Annotated in this window: 19 protein-coding genes and 1 other annotated feature; of the genes, 2 read left to right on the forward strand and 17 right to left on the reverse strand. The window is 53.0% G+C overall.

Translation table 11 applies throughout. From position 1 onward, the window contains the following. Nucleotides 1-8 precede the first annotated feature (8 nt). Nucleotides 9-458 carry a transcriptional regulator ThrR gene (thrR, locus tag JOE21_RS11525; RefSeq protein ID WP_309866218.1) on the reverse strand — a complete coding sequence of 150 codons (450 nt, stop codon included), beginning with the start codon at nucleotides 456-458 and terminating at the stop codon, nucleotides 9-11. A 197-nt stretch (nucleotides 459-655) separates the two neighbouring features. Between thrR and JOE21_RS11530 the strand changes: the two genes are divergently transcribed. Both JOE21_RS11530 and JOE21_RS11535 read left to right on the forward strand, forming a co-directional pair. After that, nucleotides 656-1,123, forward strand: a complete 468-nt coding sequence (locus JOE21_RS11530; RefSeq protein ID WP_309866220.1) for a low molecular weight protein-tyrosine-phosphatase — start codon at nucleotides 656-658, stop codon at nucleotides 1,121-1,123. Then, nucleotides 1,078-2,010, forward strand: coding sequence for a fructosamine kinase family protein (locus JOE21_RS11535; RefSeq protein WP_309866221.1), 933 nt, complete (start codon nucleotides 1,078-1,080; stop codon nucleotides 2,008-2,010). The genes JOE21_RS11530 and JOE21_RS11535 overlap by 46 nt, the downstream gene beginning before the upstream one ends. A 343-nt stretch (nucleotides 2,011-2,353) precedes the next feature. Here the strand turns inward: JOE21_RS11535 and JOE21_RS11540 are convergent, their stop codons facing one another. From JOE21_RS11540 to JOE21_RS11615, 16 genes are all read right to left on the reverse strand, one after another. Next, the gene (locus JOE21_RS11540; RefSeq protein WP_309866223.1) at nucleotides 2,354-3,070 is read right to left on the reverse strand and encodes a golvesin C-terminal-like domain-containing protein; all 717 of its coding nucleotides are present in this window, start codon (nucleotides 3,068-3,070) and stop codon (nucleotides 2,354-2,356) included. Nucleotides 3,071-3,117: 47 nt separating this feature from the next. After that, complete coding sequence (gene ggt / locus JOE21_RS11545; RefSeq protein WP_309866225.1) at nucleotides 3,118-4,758, reverse strand: gamma-glutamyltransferase; 1,641 nt, start codon at nucleotides 4,756-4,758, stop codon at nucleotides 3,118-3,120. Beyond that, nucleotides 4,755-6,080, reverse strand: coding sequence for a CapA family protein (locus JOE21_RS11550; RefSeq protein ID WP_309866227.1), 1,326 nt, complete (start codon nucleotides 6,078-6,080; stop codon nucleotides 4,755-4,757). Before JOE21_RS11550 ends, ggt begins: the two co-directional genes overlap by 4 nt. A gap of 15 nt (nucleotides 6,081-6,095) precedes the next feature. Beyond that, nucleotides 6,096-6,545 carry a poly-gamma-glutamate biosynthesis protein PgsC gene (pgsC, locus tag JOE21_RS11555; protein ID WP_309866229.1) on the reverse strand — a complete coding sequence of 150 codons (450 nt, stop codon included), beginning with the start codon at nucleotides 6,543-6,545 and terminating at the stop codon, nucleotides 6,096-6,098. Between the two features lie 27 nt (nucleotides 6,546-6,572). Beyond that, a complete protein-coding gene (gene pgsB, locus JOE21_RS11560) occupies nucleotides 6,573-7,763 on the reverse strand; it encodes a poly-gamma-glutamate synthase PgsB (RefSeq protein WP_309866231.1) in 1,191 nt (396 codons plus the stop codon). A gap of 303 nt (nucleotides 7,764-8,066) precedes the next feature. After that, on the reverse strand, nucleotides 8,067-9,281 hold the full coding sequence (locus JOE21_RS11565; RefSeq protein WP_309866233.1) for a NupC/NupG family nucleoside CNT transporter: 1,215 nt from the start codon (nucleotides 9,279-9,281) through the stop codon (nucleotides 8,067-8,069). A 20-nt stretch (nucleotides 9,282-9,301) separates the two neighbouring features. After that, a complete protein-coding gene (gene obgE, locus JOE21_RS11570) occupies nucleotides 9,302-10,582 on the reverse strand; it encodes a GTPase ObgE (RefSeq protein ID WP_309866235.1) in 1,281 nt (426 codons plus the stop codon). A 25-nt stretch (nucleotides 10,583-10,607) separates the two neighbouring features. Further along, nucleotides 10,608-11,324, reverse strand: a complete 717-nt coding sequence (locus JOE21_RS11575) for a Spo0B domain-containing protein (RefSeq protein ID WP_309866237.1) — start codon at nucleotides 11,322-11,324, stop codon at nucleotides 10,608-10,610. 106 nt (nucleotides 11,325-11,430) lie between these two features. Further along, the gene (gene rpmA / locus JOE21_RS11580; RefSeq protein WP_309866239.1) at nucleotides 11,431-11,739 is read right to left on the reverse strand and encodes a 50S ribosomal protein L27; all 309 of its coding nucleotides are present in this window, start codon (nucleotides 11,737-11,739) and stop codon (nucleotides 11,431-11,433) included. A 15-nt stretch (nucleotides 11,740-11,754) separates the two neighbouring features. Then, on the reverse strand, nucleotides 11,755-12,096 hold the full coding sequence (locus tag JOE21_RS11585) for a ribosomal-processing cysteine protease Prp (RefSeq protein WP_309866241.1): 342 nt from the start codon (nucleotides 12,094-12,096) through the stop codon (nucleotides 11,755-11,757). A 15-nt stretch (nucleotides 12,097-12,111) separates the two neighbouring features. Then, entirely contained in the window at nucleotides 12,112-12,423 is a 312-nt protein-coding gene (gene rplU / locus JOE21_RS11590) for a 50S ribosomal protein L21 (RefSeq protein WP_309866243.1), read from the reverse strand. 11 nt (nucleotides 12,424-12,434) lie between these two features. Next, nucleotides 12,435-12,506 (reverse strand) — a sequence feature (ribosomal protein L21 leader region). 146 nt (nucleotides 12,507-12,652) lie between these two features. Next, nucleotides 12,653-13,519 (reverse strand): M50 family metallopeptidase, encoded by an 867-nt coding sequence (locus tag JOE21_RS11595; RefSeq protein ID WP_309866245.1) that lies wholly within the window; start codon nucleotides 13,517-13,519, stop codon nucleotides 12,653-12,655. After that, nucleotides 13,509-14,297, reverse strand: a complete 789-nt coding sequence (locus tag JOE21_RS11600) for a peptidoglycan DD-metalloendopeptidase family protein (RefSeq protein WP_309866247.1) — start codon at nucleotides 14,295-14,297, stop codon at nucleotides 13,509-13,511. Before JOE21_RS11600 ends, JOE21_RS11595 begins: the two co-directional genes overlap by 11 nt. A 176-nt stretch (nucleotides 14,298-14,473) precedes the next feature. Beyond that, nucleotides 14,474-15,088, reverse strand: a complete 615-nt coding sequence (locus JOE21_RS11605; RefSeq protein WP_309866249.1) for an alpha/beta hydrolase — start codon at nucleotides 15,086-15,088, stop codon at nucleotides 14,474-14,476. Then, the gene (locus JOE21_RS11610; protein ID WP_309866252.1) at nucleotides 15,085-16,035 is read right to left on the reverse strand and encodes a ring-cleaving dioxygenase; all 951 of its coding nucleotides are present in this window, start codon (nucleotides 16,033-16,035) and stop codon (nucleotides 15,085-15,087) included. Before JOE21_RS11610 ends, JOE21_RS11605 begins: the two co-directional genes overlap by 4 nt. 266 nt (nucleotides 16,036-16,301) lie before the next feature. Continuing rightward, on the reverse strand, nucleotides 16,302-17,117 hold the full coding sequence (locus tag JOE21_RS11615; RefSeq protein WP_309866254.1) for an alpha/beta hydrolase: 816 nt from the start codon (nucleotides 17,115-17,117) through the stop codon (nucleotides 16,302-16,304). Nucleotides 17,118-17,138: the final 21 nt, after the last annotated feature.

The raw sequence follows: 17,138 nt of genomic DNA on the forward strand, positions 1-17,138 counted from the left end.
TCTCTTTGTCACTCACCTCTGGAGACCAACTGGGCTTGTTTCACCCCATCCAGCGACTTTAATCCTTCCAGCATCGTGGTCACATCGGTAATCATCTGGGCAGTGTCCAACGACATAGTAACGCCGGCCACTCCCTGAAGGGGAATCGTCTGGTTGATGGTGAGCACGTTCCCCCGTTGCGTTGCCAAGTATGACAAAATGCTGGACAACACTCCCGCCCGATGTTCCAGTGTGAGGGAGATGGTAATAATCTTCTCTTTCATCAATGCGTTAAAGGGATAAACCCCATCCTTGTATTTATAAAACGAACTGCGGCTCATCCCGACCTGTTCCACCGCCTCCTGCACCGTCTGCACTTCCCCCGAGGCGAGAAGGGACTTCGCCTCCACCGTCTTCTGAATCGCTTCCGGCAACATATCCGACCGAATCAAAAAGTACGTCTCGTCCCTCTCCTTCATGGATCAAAATCCCCCTTATCCGCATCGTCTCCTCTTGATGAACAGATGTCTGTATATAACGGACATTATAGAAGGGAATTCGGATGAATGCAAGCTTTTTTTTTTCGCATACGCTTTCATTTTTCAGGTGACACAGTCCCTATGTTAAGATGAACAAGAAAATCGACCCGATCTTAAATCAAAGGAGTGCAACGCTTGTGACATCCGTCTTGTTCGTCTGTTTGGGCAACATCTGCCGCTCCCCGATGGCGGAAGCCGTGATGCGTCACCAATTGGAACAGGAAGGACTGGCCGACCAGGTCCAGGTGGACTCCGCCGGTACGGGTAACTGGCACGTCGGCCATCCCCCCCATCGCGGTACCCGGGATATCCTGAAACGGGAAGGAATCTCCGACGAAGGGATTCAAGCCCGTCAAATCAAAGGGGAGGACCTGTCCGCCTTTGATTTTGTCATCGTTATGGATAACAGCAATTTCGACGATGTCAGCCGGCTGGCGAAGGGAAAAGCGGACAACATCCACCGTTTCGTCGACTTCATCCCCGATACCCCTTACCGGGAAGTACCGGACCCTTATTTCACCGGAAACTTTGACGAAACCTATTCCCTGGTGGAGGCGGGATGCCGTGGCATCGTACAGGCAATCAAGGAGAGGGAAACCGGCTGATGCCCACCCGCGAAACCATTGAAACCATCCTGCGAAAGAGACTGGGACCCAACCTCTCCGTAAAGGGAATCACCCCCGTCTCCGGCGGTGACATGAACGATGCCTTCCGGGTGGAAACCACCAAAAGCGTCTGGTTTCTCAAAATGCATGCCCATGCCCCCTACGGCTTCTTCGACGCGGAATGGGACGGGCTGGAGGCGCTGCGTACTGCGGCCTCCTTGCTCCGTATTCCGCATGTGCAAAAAGCGGAGGAAAGGGATGGAGAATGGCCGGCCTGGCTCCTGATGGAATGGATCCACCCCGGCGAACCGGGCCCCCGCACAGCGGAAGTCTTAGGGCAGGGCTTGGCGGAGCTGCATCGCTTTACCGCTTCCGCATTTGGTTGGCAGGCGGATAATTTCATCGGGATCTTGCTCCAACCCAATACCCGCACGGATCACTGGCCCTCCTTTTGGCGGGATCAACGGCTTCTTCCCCAATTTCGTTTGGCAGAAAAGCGCAACCGCCTCCCCTCAGAGCGCTATCGCCGACTGGAACGTCTGATGGACCGTCTCGATCATTGGCTGGATACCTCCGATGCCGTACCTTCTCTCCTGCATGGGGATTTGTGGGGAGGCAACTGGCTGGTCGACACTGACGGGCGTCCCTGCCTGATCGACCCCGCCGCTTACCACGGCCACCGCGAAGTGGACCTGGCGATGACGGAGTTGTTCGGGGGTTTTCCGAAAACATTTCATCATGCTTACCGAGAAGCGTATCCGGTCGATCCCGGTTACGAGGAACGGCGCCCATTGTACCAACTGTATTACCTGTTGGTTCATCTGAATTTGTTCGGAGAAGGGTATGGTGAGTCGGTGGATCGGATTTTGCGGCGTTATGCGGGATAAGGAAAACCAGCCTCCGGCGAGGCTGGCTTTTCTGTTCCCTATAAAGCTAATTGGGGCATTTGGATCATCCGTGAACTGCTCTCGACTAAAGTGGTAGAGCTTCTCGGTTCATCGAGACTTAGGCGAGTACTCTCCTCGAGCTTCACTTCCCGTAGTTCCTACGGTACATGTTGAAAATGTTTTTGTGGGTCTATCCACATGACAAGAATCGTTTTACGTGGTGACTGTTCCTTCCTCACCACAACCCCAACCGATTCGGTTTTCGCTTTACTCCGACACAGCATCTTCATATAAAAAAGCACCCCTAAGGGGTGCATAACAGCCAAATAGAACATCGAGGGTTTCAGGGTTGTTGCAGTACTTCGGTTTGGGAGCCTGGTTGAGCAGCACCCGGTTGCTCCCCTCCCGGCTGTTCCTGGCCGGGTTGTCCGTGAGCCGGTTGTTGCTGCGGGGATTGTTGGACCGGTTCAAAACCTTGATTAGGATTGCGATTGTCCAAAATCAGTCTGTTGGAAGCATTCCCTTCTTCCGAAATTCGAATCGCATCGGCGATTACCACCCCGTCCGCATGATTGGATAGGGTAACCGTCACCTTTTCTCCCTGCTGGAAGTCGAAGGTCCCAATCGGAATCCAACGTCCTCCACCTGTCCGCTGATCCACGAACTCCGTCACTTGCCCGCCTGAATAACGAACGGTGTAGGGGGCATTGAAAGCACGGTCAAAAGCCGCAGCGTAATTGACTCGAATATTGTACGTCCCCTCTTGTTTCACTTGGAACGACCACGTGAACACGGCTGATCCATCGCCTGGTTGATGAGCGTGATAATCAGGACCAAAATAACCGTTTGCGTTGGTGGAAACCACCCAATTCCCCCACAACGTCTCCTGCATCCTCATCAATCCCGGTCCATCTGTTTCACGCATCCAGCGTTCCCGGAACTCCTCAATTACACGCATTTCGTTCGCTTCCAATGTTTCCAGATGACGGAACCCAATCATCACCGACATAATGGTCACCAAAAACATAACCGGAATCACCAACCGGATTAACCGCTTCACCGTTCGACACCCTCTCTGTTTGGCTGCTGTATATCAACCGCTTCTTGCTATCGTTCCACCCTCCACGTGCCATCGCGCCGCGGGTCTGCACTTCCCTCGATCTCGCCGGTATCCAGATTCAGCCGAAGCGTCTGAATCCCTCCAAAGTAAAGAGAAGATGTGGTGGCTGTTTGAGGATAGCCCCTGTGCTCCAGTTCTAACCGTACCTCTTCCGGAAAGGCTCGTTCCATCGCCACTGTATCGTCCTCAACCTCCACGTAGGAACGCGGGCTTTCCATAGCCTCCGCAAGGGGCTTTTCGTACTTCAAGTGTCGAATCAGCACTTGAGCAACCATCGCCGGGATCCGTCGTCCTCCTGCGCTTCCGATCCCAATCACGGCTTCCCCGTCCTTTACCAAAATGGTCGGGGATGTATAGCTGTACGGCCGCTTGCCAGGCTCCGGTCGATTGGGAAGCTCCGGATTTAAGCTGAAGTTTTTCAGTTGGTTGTTCATGAAAAACCCTTTGACATAAACCCCGGAACCGAAATAACCACTTACCGTGTTGGTACCGGATACCATCATTCCGTCCCGGTCGATCACCACAAAGTGGGTGGTGTTGTCATGGTCCTCAATGTCTGCTTCACTGTCCAGCTTTTCCCGATAATCCTCCGACAGTTTATCCATCTTAATATCCGATGCTAATTTTTGTGTATATTCCTTCGATATCATTTTCTGCTCCGGCACGTCTACGAAGGCGGGATCCCCGATTTTACGCAACCGGTCCCGGTAACTGCGCTTATAAATCTCTCCGGTCAAGTGAACGAAATCCGCCATCTTTTCCTTGGTGGCTTCCACTTGCAGCGCTTCCGCCATTTGCAGGGTCTGGATCATCATGATCCCGCCTGATGGGGCCGGTGGACCGTATACATCGTAGCCGGCAAATTCACCTTTAACCGGCTCTTTTTTTATCACTTCATAGCGCCTTAAATCATCCAAGGTGATTTGCGGCACCTTACTTACAATTTCCTGCGCAAGGGTTCCCTCATAAAATGCGGAAGAGCCTTCCATTTGAATCCGTTCTAAGGTTTGGGCCAACTCATCCTGTACCAAGATGTCGCCTCTTTTTAAGCCCTGACCCTCCGGATACATGTGTTCGACTTCAGTCATGGGCATGCGAAAGGCTGCCCTCTCGATCCGCGACTCATCGATGGAGGTCAGTTCCACCCCTTCAGTAGCCAGTTCAATAGATGGTTCGATTAGTTCTCTCATGTCCATGCTGCCGAAATCCTGATGAATGGCTTCCATGCCTTTGACAAAGCCGGGAACCCCAATTCCCAGGGGAGACATCATACCGCTGTAAGAAGCGATTTCCCGGTAATCGTAAACTACCGGCTCCTGGTTTTGCGGGCGTACTAACAAGGTGCCACCGCCACCAATCCCCGAACCATGGGGTTCCACCACTCCCAGCGCGTAGGAAATGGCGACCGCAGCATCAACGGCGTTTCCTCCCTGGGAAAGCACCCGCATCCCCACCTCTGTAGCCATGGGGTGTGCAGTCGCGACGCTGTAGTTCCGTTCAGGTCCGGAAATACTTAAGCTGTCGGAATTTGTGTCAGGCGATTTTCCAAATGCCTCATACAGATAGACGCCCGACATGCCCACGATGACGATGATCGACAGGAGAATATTTAATGTCCTCGTTGTCATGGCTCCATCCCCGTTTCTCCGGTCGATTGCTGATCTTGGGGTTGATCAAGCCCAGGCTGCTGTTCCAAGGGGGATTCCTGCTGGGTCCCGGTTTCATCGGATTCAAGTTGATCCGCTTCCTCCGCTCCACCGCTTTCCCCATTCTTCAGCACTTTGGAGTGGTCCCATTCATGGTAGATGTAATCTTTCTCTCGGGTCCACTTCTTTTTCCATCCTTCATTATATATGATTTCATCCGCCAACTGCAGATAGATCTTTTCCCTGCGATAACCGTTAAGCACTCCTGTCAGCGGTCGCGGCTGCCCCTCTCGAATCAACATTGGATGGACTTCCAGCCGTGCCTTTCCATCCGATCCAAGTTTGTATTGAACCAACGCTGTCTCCCGTGTTCGGGACCAGCCTTGGTCAAAGATGAAATTTCCAAGGCTGTATAAAATTACGGAGTCCTTATAAAGCTCGATGGGTTCCAATACATGAGGATGGTGGCCGATAATGATGTCGGCACCGGCATCCACCATCGCCCTGCCTAAGTCCCGTTGGCGAGGATGAACATTGTTGTCGTATTCGACACCCCAATGAACGTGCACAACCACCAAATCTGCATTTTTCCTCGCTTTTTCAATCAAAGGCAGGATGGTTTGGGGACGGGCAGGCACCACACCTGGAAAATCTCGCTTCACCGTCGTTCCCGCTTCCCATACATCCGTCACGCCCAAGGTGGCCACTTTTATCCCATTTACATTCTGGTACAGGACCCGGCGAGAATCGTACCGATCACTCCCTGCGCCCACTGTCGGCAAATCGAGATCTCGAAAGGTACTGATCGTATCCAACAACCCCGGCGCACCATAATTCATGGTGTAGTTATTGGCTAAATTAACCGAGCTAAAGCCTGCTTTTTTTATCCCCACCGCGGCCTCATCCCGGGCATGGAGGCGATTCTCCTTGTTTCCTTCTTTGGGGTAATCTTCCGGATTTCCTTTTAAAATAGGGCTCGCAACGTTCCCCGTCACCAGATCCGATTCATTAAAGTAAGGTTGAACCCGGTTAAAGAGGTGGTCGTACCCATTCCGTTCCCCCGCCTTCCCCACATATCGACCAAACATCATATCCCCCACCATGGTCATCGTGAGAAGATCTTCCGATTCCTTTGTGGCCGGATCGGCTTCCACCGTATTTCCTGCGAAAGTATCCGCCAGGGAAAACACGGCCAGCAGGATAACCGAGACGATGAGGGCGATGGTGGTATGCAGAGGCGCTTTCACTTTATGCTTTTTCGTCCAGCGCAACATGCGCTGTTTGCGATTCAACTTTTTACTCATGAAAGCTACCCCCGCTTAAAACAGATAGTAGGCATACATCGTCAAGAAAGTCAGGCCGCTTAAGAGCAGGGTGCTTCCAACGGTGGGAATCAACCCTTGTTTCTGAATTGTGTTGGCAATCAGTCCGGGAACGATCACACCGATTCCACGAAACTCAAAGATTTCAAATGGGACTATCGGGTAGAAATAATCAAAAACGAGTTTAAGAACAATCCCCGTCGCCAACATGGCGGCAAACTTGCGCCGTCCATACAAGATGGTGAAGCGGCCGATCACTTGGGTGACGATGAGGTAGGTCAGGAAACTAATGGACAAAACAACCAAAATGAAAACCGGTTGGTCAAAGACCAGTCCCAGGTAGCCGGGTACCACCAGCCCCGCGGGAACCACCCCGGTTTTTTCCGCATAGAGAAGGCTGAATACAACACCAATGACCAGCGAAATATATAAATCCGAGCCAAACACAGAGAATTTCCTCCCAGCCTGGTTAGCTTAGCTAACATACGAGATTTGGGTGTGCTTCTGCTCCTCCAGAAGCTCGCACAACGGCTCTGCCGCACCGTGAATGTTTCCCACCCCGTAGACGACCCTGTCGGACAACAGCGGGGCCAGGTAATCCATGATCTCCCGGGTTCCCCGTCCCTCCAAGTTCATGAGGTTGTCGGCAGGGATTTTTCCGGCTTCATAGGCATCCATAATGGGGCGGGTGGACTCCCCGATGACGAACAAGGTGTCCATGTCAATGGATGGCAACACATCGACGGCAAATTGTTCTGTCCGGTCAACCCGGTCGGGGCGGCAGTTCATGATGACGACCGGTTTATGATCTGTCGGATAACCCAACTGGACGATCCGTTTCCAGATGTTAATGGTGGAAGCCGCGTCATTGGCGGCAAATCCATTGGCAAAGTAAGCAGGCCGATCCGGATCTCCCACAGGCAGGATACTCATTGCCCCCGGGTCCGGCGGGGCATGGAGCATCCCCCGGAAAGCCGTTTCCTGATCGATCCCGACGGCTTCTGCCACGGCCAGCGCCAGTGCCGCATTTTCTGGGAAGATCATATACTCGAATTGCCGGAGGTATTCTTCGGAAATCCGGCTGGTATCGCATACGTACACTTGGGTACGACGCTTACGGGCTTCCCGCTTGTAAAAATCCACATAAGGACTATCGTTGATAATCAAGTGTCCCCGCTCTGGGATGGTGGCTGTAAACGCTTGGGCCACTTCATCCAAGGTGGGACCCATGACATCCATATGGTCTTCCAATACATTGACGATCACACCGACATTGGCTTGAAGCATGCGTTCCTGGAACACAATCTGGTAATCGGGATTAACCGCCATACACTCACTGACCAGGCACTCGGCCTTCAGCTTGGACGCTTTGGCCAAGACCTCCTTTTGCTCGCGGATATTGGGGCCTTCTGGTCGGCGTTTGATCGGTTCCTCTTCGTCGGTATACCAATAAATCATCCGCGCCTGGGTTCCGGTGGTTTTTCCCACCGTGCGCATCCCAGCCTCGATCATGATTCCCGTGATTAACCGGGTGACCGTAGACTTCCCGCGGATTCCGTTGATATTGATGCGCAGAGGCACTGATCGGATCACTTTTTGATGGCGCCGCCATTCCAGGATCCCCAGTACCAGCACCAATGACAACAGCAATGGAATGAGAAGCATGGGAACCAACATCTCCTAAATAATTGGAATTGAAGTCTCCAACGGTCGCTCCATATATAATAAATTCTTTTAATAGAAAAATCCACTAAACATAAGACCTATCTTTTTCCCAAAAATCATCCGCAACCAGCACCGATAGCGCTACTATTAAATCACACCAGTGTTAACGAATTGTTAATTTCGCGGAAATGACTGATGCTCTCTCTCCATATTAGGTAGAATCACCAATCCGTAAAAAAACCGTTGAACAATAAGTCCAACGGTTCCACGATCTTCCGCTTTGAAAGTGCTTTTTTTCCTCCTTCAACCGATCAACATACCGGCGATCGCAGCACTTAAAAGAGAAGCCAACGTACCTGCCAGGACCGCCCGCAAACCGAATTGGGCGATTTCACTTCTACGGTTGGGGGCCATCCCCCCCAGAGCTCCCATCTGGATGGCAATACTGCCTAAGTTGGCAAATCCACACAGGGCAAACGTCACTACGGCGACGGTCTTCGGCGACAGCTGGTCGATGGTTGGAGCAAAGTTGCTGTACGCCACAAATTCATTCAAGACGATTTTCTGTCCGATAAAATTGCCCGCCACCAACGCCTCGGACCAAGGAACGCCGATGATAAAAGCGAGAGGAGAGAAAATCACACCCAATACCATCTCCAGGCTGAGCCCCTCGATGCCTATCCACCCTCCGACCGTTCCCAGAACACCGTTCATCAGGGCGATCAAAGCGATAAAGGCCAACAGCAATGCGGCGATGTTCAAAACCAGCCGCAAACCCTCCAACGCGCCGCTGGCAGCGGCTTCGATGACATTGACATGTCTGATCTCATCCACCAACTCCACATCATCCGGTGATACGGGGGTATCCGTTTCCGGTTTCATGATCTTGGCCATCACCAAACCGGCGGGGGCGGCCATAAAGCTGGCAGCCAACAGATACTCCAACGGAATTCCCAATAGGGAATATCCCACCAAGACCGACCCGGCTACCGATGCAAACCCACCGGTCATCACCGCAAACAGCTCGGAAGCGGTCATTCGTTTAATGTAGGGTCGCACAACCAAGGGAGCCTCTGTTTGACCCACAAAGATGTTGGCCGTTGCCGACAGCGATTCCGCCCGACTGGTGTGTAGCAGTTTGGAAACTCCCCCGCCCAGCAGTCGAATCACCCATTGCATCATACCCAAATGATAGAGAACAGAGATCAAAGCGGAGAAAAAAATGATGATGGGAAGCACTTGCAATGCAAATATCGGCCCCTCGTTTCCCTGTAACAACTCACCAAACAGAAAAGCGATTCCATCATTAGCGAATTGAATCAGTTTCTGAACCTGAAAGCTGAGCCACTGCAATCCTGCTTTTCCTGTTTCCCACTGAAGCACGATCCAGGCGAACGTCCATTGAATCGCCAGCCCGCCCAACACCGTACGGGGGCGAATGGCCGAGCGATTGTCGGAAAAAAGAAATGCAATCAACAACACCGTCAAGATGCCGCCGATTCCCCACAAGATATCCATGCTTGAATCAACCTTTCCCGTCAACCATCCTGAAAATCAAATTCCATGTCCCCGATTCGCACCGTATCCCCTTCTTGAGCCCCCCGTTCTCTTAAGGCCTCATCGACACCCATCCGTTTTAGGATGTGTGCAAACCGGCGAACCGAATCTTCATATTGGAAATTAGTCATTTTCACCAACTTCTCCACGCGTGCCCCTTCTACCAGGAAAATCTCGTTTTCCCGGCGAATCGTGAAGGGCTCTTCCGGTACTTCACTTTTATAAACCTTGACTTCTTCACCATGGTCGGCGATCAAGGGCTCGTCCGGAATTTCATCCAGCCGGTCCGCCACCGCGTACAACAACTCTTTCAGACCTTCGCGGGTAGCGGCTGAAATCGGAAACACCGGTACATCTTCTCCCACCTCGGCCCGAAACAACTCCAGGTTGTCAGCGGCTTCCGGCAGGTCCATCTTGTTGGCGGCCACGACCTGAGGACGATCAGCCAGTAGTTCACGATAACGCTTCAACTCTTCGTTGATTTGCAGATAGTCCTGATACGGATCCCGTCCTTCGGAACCGGCCATGTCCACCACATGGACCAAGAGTTTCGTCCGTTCCACGTGCCGTAAAAACTGGTGTCCCAATCCCACTCCTTCATGGGCACCTTCAATCAAACCCGGCAGGTCCGCCATGACGAAACTACGCCCCTCCTCCACTTCCACCATGCCCAGATTGGGCGCAATCGTCGTGAAGTGATAGGCGCCGATTTTGGGCTTCGCTGCACTCACCGTGGAAAGAAGCGTCGATTTACCAACACTGGGATAGCCAACGAGCCCCACATCGGCCAACAATTTCAACTCCAACTCCACCCAGCGCTCCTCACCGGGCTCCCCGTTTTCAGCCACATGAGGCGCCGGATTTTTCGGGGTGGCAAAGCGGATATTCCCCCGTCCGCCGCGGCCACCCTTGGCGATCACCGCTTCTTGACCGTGGCGAACGAGATCCGCCAGCACCTGACCGGTATCCGCATCTCTCACCGTTGTTCCGGGAGGAACGCGAACGACCAAGGCATCCGCTCCCTTACCGTGTTGGCTTTTGGAGCGTCCGTTTTCGCCTCGGCTCGCTTTAAAATGTTTCTGATAACGAAAATCCATCAAAGTCCGCAGACCTTCATCCACACGGAAGACGACATCTGCACCGCGGCCTCCGTCACCGCCGGCAGGCCCGCCGCTGGGCTCATATTTTTCCCGACGGAAGGCCACCATCCCTTTCCCGCCGTCTCCCCCTTTAACGTATATCTTTACCTGGTCGACAAACATGGCCCGTCCACCACCTTTCCATTTCCTATGTGTCCTTACAGGGAACGTGCACCGTCATTCCCCGCTCTTCCGGTTCCACTTGAACATTCCACGGATCCATAGTATGTCTCAGTCGGAACCAGTCACTCTCCGTAATGGCAGGCCATGATTCCGACTCCCCTTCCAAGCGGACCGATACACCTTTATCCTCGTCTTTCTCCAGGTAAATCCACAACTCCCCCGGGTCTCCGACTGTCCGTGCCAGACCGGTGAGCCAATCCATCACATGGCGAAGGACCTGTTCCACACGCACGGCTTCCGGTCCAGCCAAATCGGACAAATTCGGGGATACGATTACCTCCGTTTTCCACTCCATCCACTCCACTCGCAAGGTGGATAAAAACAAAGCGAGTGAAGGACACTTTACACGAGCGGCTTCCCGTTCGGCAGCCAATTCAGAGGCCAATGTCTGCAAGTGGTCGGATACCCGTCCCGTCTGTTTCAAGGCTGTGTAAGCCATCAGGACTTGAATATGGTTTAACCAATCATGTCGTTGACGGGACCATAGTGTCAAAAACCGTTGAGCCTGTTTTTCCTGTTTTTCCTGCTTTGCTTGCCGGCTGCCTTCACGGTGCTTCCAACACCAAACGAGCAAGAAGCAGCCGAAAACAGCCAATGCCAGTCCGACGAATGGCCCCCAAGGCTGTAGAGCCATCAGGAGCATCCATGCGGCCATCGGCCATGCTTGCCACCAGTCCCTCATGGTTCTCTCCCCCATCTCCCGGAGGTTCGTGTCTCATTGTATCGAAACAACACCCACAAAAAAACCCCGGCCTCCCCACAGGAGACCGGGATTTGTTTCCCGCTGATCAAACTTGGGCTTCAGCCACGACTTCAGCCACTTTCGGGTAAACACAGACCCGTTTTTTGTCACGGCCCATCCGTTCAAACTTCACGACACCATCCACTTTGGCGAAGAGGGTGTCATCACCGCCGCGACCCACACCGGCTCCGGGATAGATCTTGGTTCCGCGTTGACGGACCAAAATGCTGCCAGCGTTAACCGATTGACCGTCACCACGCTTCACGCCGAGGCGTTTGGCGATGCTGTCACGACCGTTTTTCGTGGATCCAACCCCTTTTTTCTGGGCGAAAAATTGCAGGTTCATTTTCAACATGGCAGTCCACCTCCTTCAATAAAGTTTGTTATCCTCAAAAGTCACGTGGGAAGGATGTTCCAGGGCCACTTGCCGCAAGGATTCCGCCATCGCCTCCAACAGAAGGCGCACCTTGTCTTCCCGATCCGGCTCCAAACCGGAGGGAACACGACAATCCAGATGTCCTTCGTTTTCGTCGGCAACCCAGTATACCCGGGATTGGAGTATCGACTCAATGGCGTTGACCATCCCGATCGCGATGCCGGATACCGCCGCGCAGACAAGGTCCCGGCCATAAGGTCCGGCTTGGGCATGCCCTTTGATCAAGACCCGGTCCAATCGTCCCTCCCCGTCACGTTCCACCATTATCCGAATCATCGTCAACCCCGCGGGTTACGCCTCGATGGATTCGATGACGACCTTGGTGAAAGGTTGGCGATGACCTTGTTTACGCTTATAGTTTTTCTTCGGCTTGTACTTGAAAACCACGACTTTTTTCCCTTTGCCGTGCTTTTCCACTGTACCCGTCACTTTGGCCCCCTCGACCACAGGAGTACCGATGACGGCACCGTCTTCTTTACCCACTAGGAGCACTTTATCAAATGTGACAGTTTCGCCCTCTTTAGCGGCCAGCTTTTCAATGTAGACGGGTTGTCCCTTTTCCACGCGATATTGCTTACCGCCGGTCTCGATCAATGCGTACATCCCGGAACCTCCTTCACATGAAGACTCGCCGGGGAGCAGGTGGGCTTCCCCTTAAAACCTGTCCCGTGCGGTTGTGCCATCTCCGGGAGAGCGGCACGTAACAAAACGATTTTATCACAGTCATGATTTCATGTCAAGATCGGATTCGAGCAATCGGTTCCAGCCCTTTATTATGAAAACCATATCCTATGATACATGGGATTTCTTCTTTGGTCAAATTGCGGATTGACTAAGCCGTCAGATCCCCGACCACACCTCGGGTGTTTTTTCCGTCAAAATAATGTTGAAAGAGTGCTTCCTCCGGCAGCGCACGCCATGCTCCCACACTGTCCTTCACCTCGATTACATGGTACGCTTCCTTTCGAAAGCGGCGGAAAACCCGGACCAGCGGTTCGTCCCGATTCACCCGTACCCGCAAAATAGGAGCCGCCGGATCCACGCCGTGTTCTCTCCGGTACAACAAAAACCGCATTAATTGAAATTCACGCTTGCGATAAGCGATCCAATTGGCCTGGAGTAAAAACAGCCCAATTACGGTCAAATTCCACTCCCGTTCACCGACAAACCAAGTATAAACAAGCAACAAACCCGCTCCGGCAACTCCCGTGTGAAATGTCCACTGAATCGCTTGACGGTAGGGAAGCCGATAGCTGAGCAATGCCTGGAGTATCCGTCCCCCATCCAAAGGGTAGAGGGGCAGCAGATTGAATCCGGCCATGAGGGCGTTTCCCTGGACAAAATAAAGCATCCACTCTTCACTCCACCAACCCGCTCGAAAAAAAAGGATTCCCGTCAAAATCATAATCACATTATGAAAGGGGCCCGCTAAGGCGACGGCGATCTCTTCCCGGGCAGATACCGTTCCCCACTCATCGGTCTGCGCTACGCCTCCGAATGGAAGGAGTTCGATTGTCTTCATACGCCATCCAAAGGAACGGGCGGCGGTGACATGACCCAATTCATGGATCAATACCAACACAAACAAGGTGATCACCTCCATAAATTGACCGGTGATCACCGATGCTAGGAGGACCGCTCCAAAGAGAAAATGGATACGAAACCGAATACCCTGCCAAGGAAGTCCCTCACGAATCAAAGGGAATCACATCCGCCGGATTGACGAAACCATCCCCTCGCTTCATGGCAAAAAAGAGCAACGCCTCTTCTCCTTGCGAGCCCACTTCACCTAAAAGTTGACGCGGCTTCACCCAATCTTTTTCCTCCACCCGTATTTCCTTTAACCAGCCATACCACGTTTCCTGACCGTCCGCATGTCGGACAACAACGGTTTTTCCCAGCCCTTCTACCACCTCCGCTTGAATTACCCACCCTTCCGCAGCAGCCACCACCGGGGCTTCTTCAGCAGTACGGATCACCATCCCTCTCTCCCCTTCGCGAAAAGGCCTGTGTACCGTACCGGCGGCTGGAACTACCCAATCTTTTACACCGCCCGGATCCCCTTTCGAATCGGACTTCCCCTGAAAAGCAGGCAGGATGGAAGCCGATCCCCCCAGATTTTCCTCGTACCAGAGGGCCACCCCTGCAAAATTGAAATCCCGCTGCATCACTTCCGCAATCCAACCCTGCGCCGCCTGACTGGTCGGTGCATCTGATTGATAAACCAGATAAACCCCGCTCAAAAGAGCAAAAGCGACAAAACTTTGGATCAACAATCGGGACGCCCATTTATGCTTTTTCTTTTCCTCCGTCCAGCTGTCCGGTCGATTCCAAGGAAGCTCGTCCGTCTGACTTTCCTTTTTCCAGACCGGTGTACCCCACGATTGGTGGGGGGAGACGGCCTTGCGGGTTTCCCCCCGAATCGTCCGCAGCTTCTCTTCTCTCCGTTTACGCACGCCTTGGTTCCATTCCCGCATCTTGATCCCCCATCCCTTCAGCACTTACCGGCACAAGTCTCGCTATGTTCCCTTTGGGTCTAGATGACAAGCCCTTGGTTATTACATCCTATGACTTGTCTTACTCGCATATGCGCATGGGAACCCCCCTTCCAAGCGGAAGGGGGTCGCGGCAAGTGAAGAGAAGGATTTCAAGTTTAAACCGTCTTGAACGTATCCCGGAGCCAGCGGGAAGCTGCTTCCACTTCGGCTCGGGTCAGTTGGTGACCGGCGTGTTCCCAATGGACGTGAACCGAAGCACCGGCGGACTCCAGCAGCCGCTGAAGTTCGTCGGTTTCCGATGGAGCACAAATGGGGTCATTTCGACCCGCTCCGATAAAAACGGGGACATCGGAAAGATCCGGCAACGCCACTCCCCGCCTGGGGACCATCGGGTGATGCAGGATCGCTGCGCACAGCACACCCGGATAATGAAACAAAAGACTGCCGGCGATATTGGCGCCATTGGAATATCCGACGGCCACCACTTGCTTTCGATCCAATTCGTACTTCTCAGCCGATTCATCGATAAATTCCTTCAGCTCTTTTGTACGAAACAACAAATCCTCCTCGTCGAAAACCCCCTCTGCCAAGCGGCGGAAAAATCGCGGCATTCCGTTTTCCCGCACATTTCCAAGAGGACTTAAGACCGCAGAGTCTGGAGAGAGGATTCGCGCCAAAGGGAGCAGGTCCTTTTCATTTCCTCCGGTCCCATGAAGCATCAACAACGTAGGAGCATCCGGGTCAACGCCCGATCGAAATACGTGCTTCACCGTTCTCCCCCTTTCGCTCCGGGCAGCCGAATGGGGAGCAAGACCCGTTCGATCTTTTCCCGTTCCGATTCCAACCACGGAGGCAGCTGCAATGATTCACCCAGTCGGTCCGGCTCCTCATCCCGGGTAAATCCCGGCGGATCCGTGGCAATTTCAAACAGGATGCCTCCCTCTTCCCGGAAATAGATGGATTTGAAATACTGCCGATCCCTCACTTCTGTCGGGGTGATACCCGCTTGGCGAAGATGGGCCATCCACTCCTGCTGATCCGCTTCATCCTCCGCCCGCCAGGCGATATGGTGCACCACACCGGAACCCATGGAACCCAGAGGCATCGCTTCCCGTTTCACATCAATCACTTGGCCGATGGAACCTGCGGCCTGAAACCGGATCCATCCGGCTTCCTCCTCCGTTTGGATCAGCCCCATCCCTTGCTCCAGCAACGCACATGTTTTCTCAGGCATCACGGAATAAAGAACCGCACCGCCGAAGCCTTTGATGGCGTTTTCGGGAGAAATACCGTCGATAGACCAGCCGTTGGATTCCCCTCCGGACCGTTCCACCAACTCCAGCCGCAGTCCATGGGGATCATCGAACTGTAACAAACGCTCTCCAAATCGCTCTCCGTCCATGACAGAAACGTTCTTTTCTTTCAGACGTCCCTCCCAAAAATCCAAGGCTCCATCCGGCACTGCAAACGGGGTGATCCCCACTTGCCCGCCGCTGATTCGTCCCCGGCGCGACTGCGGCCATGGAAACGTGGTCATAATCGTACCGGGGCTTCCTGATTCGTTACCGAAGTACAGATGATAGGTACCCGGGTCGTCAAAATTGATGGTCTGTTTTACCATTCGCAGACCTAATACTTTAGTATAAAAATCGAGATTTTCCTGAGGATGACCCACGACCGCCGTGATGTGGTGGATTCCGGTCGAGCGTTTGGACATGTTCCCACCTCCAAAAGCGATTTGTTTCTATATTAACATCAGTTTCTTTATTTATGTAAGTTTAAAAATTGTTCAGACACGCCCTAGTAACATAAAAACAGCACCCATATCGATTGCCCATCGACGGGATCATACGGTTACGGGTGCTCGCAGCATCTTCTTATACAGATCGATCCCTTCCTGAAACGCACGTTTGGCTGCTGGAACATCATTGACCATATGAATGAAACTATGGACCATGCCGGTGAAACATCGATAGGTTACTTTTACCCCATGCCGGGACAACCACTCGGCATAAGCTTTGCCCTCATCCGTAAAGGGTCCCACTCCGCAGTCAGAATCAGCGATTTCGGAAGGTTGGCAGGTTCCCGGTTCAACAGAGGAGATGCGTAATACTCCAAGCCCTGGACGGGAAGTTCCAGGTAGTGATTCCAGAACCACATCATTCTTTCTTTCGTCAAATTGATGCATCCCCGCTCCTGATAAGAGGGAGTGTCAAAAGCGTGATTCGTCACCGGCGTGATCAGGAGTTGGCTTTCCAAAGTATGACCCATCTCCTTCAAACGGATGGCAGCTGCCGCCGCCAAATTGGCTCCTGCGCTTTCCCCTCCCACACTCACCCGGTCACCGTCGCCCCCCCACTGTCCCGCATGCCCTCGCGCCCACAATACCGCATCCACCGCATCGAGCATAGGAGCGGGATATTTATGCTCAGGAGCGAGTCGGTAATCCACAGAAATCACCAGACTCTCCGTATCGATCGCCAACCGGGCACAAATCTCGTCCGAACTATCCAGATCCCCTAAGACCCACCCCCCGCCGTGAAAATAAACCAATATAGGAAGTCGTTCTCCATGGTGGGGACGATACAAGCGGATCGGCAACCGAGAACCCGGCCTGGCGATGCGGCAGTCCCACTTCTTTACTCCTTCGATCCGCATCTGTGTGAAAAACTTTCTTCCTTCCTGAAAATAAAACCGTGACTTCTCCGGAGTGAGTTGATCCAACGGAGGATGACCCAAGTGATTCATATGCGCGTAAATCCTGACCAACAGAGATTTTATCTGTGGATCGACGGGCATCCATCATCCCTCCTTCATTTT

Origin of the sequence: Desmospora profundinema (genome assembly GCF_031454155.1) — a bacterium.
In the GTDB taxonomy this organism is placed as follows: domain Bacteria; phylum Bacillota; class Bacilli; order Thermoactinomycetales; family DSM-45169; genus Desmospora; species Desmospora profundinema.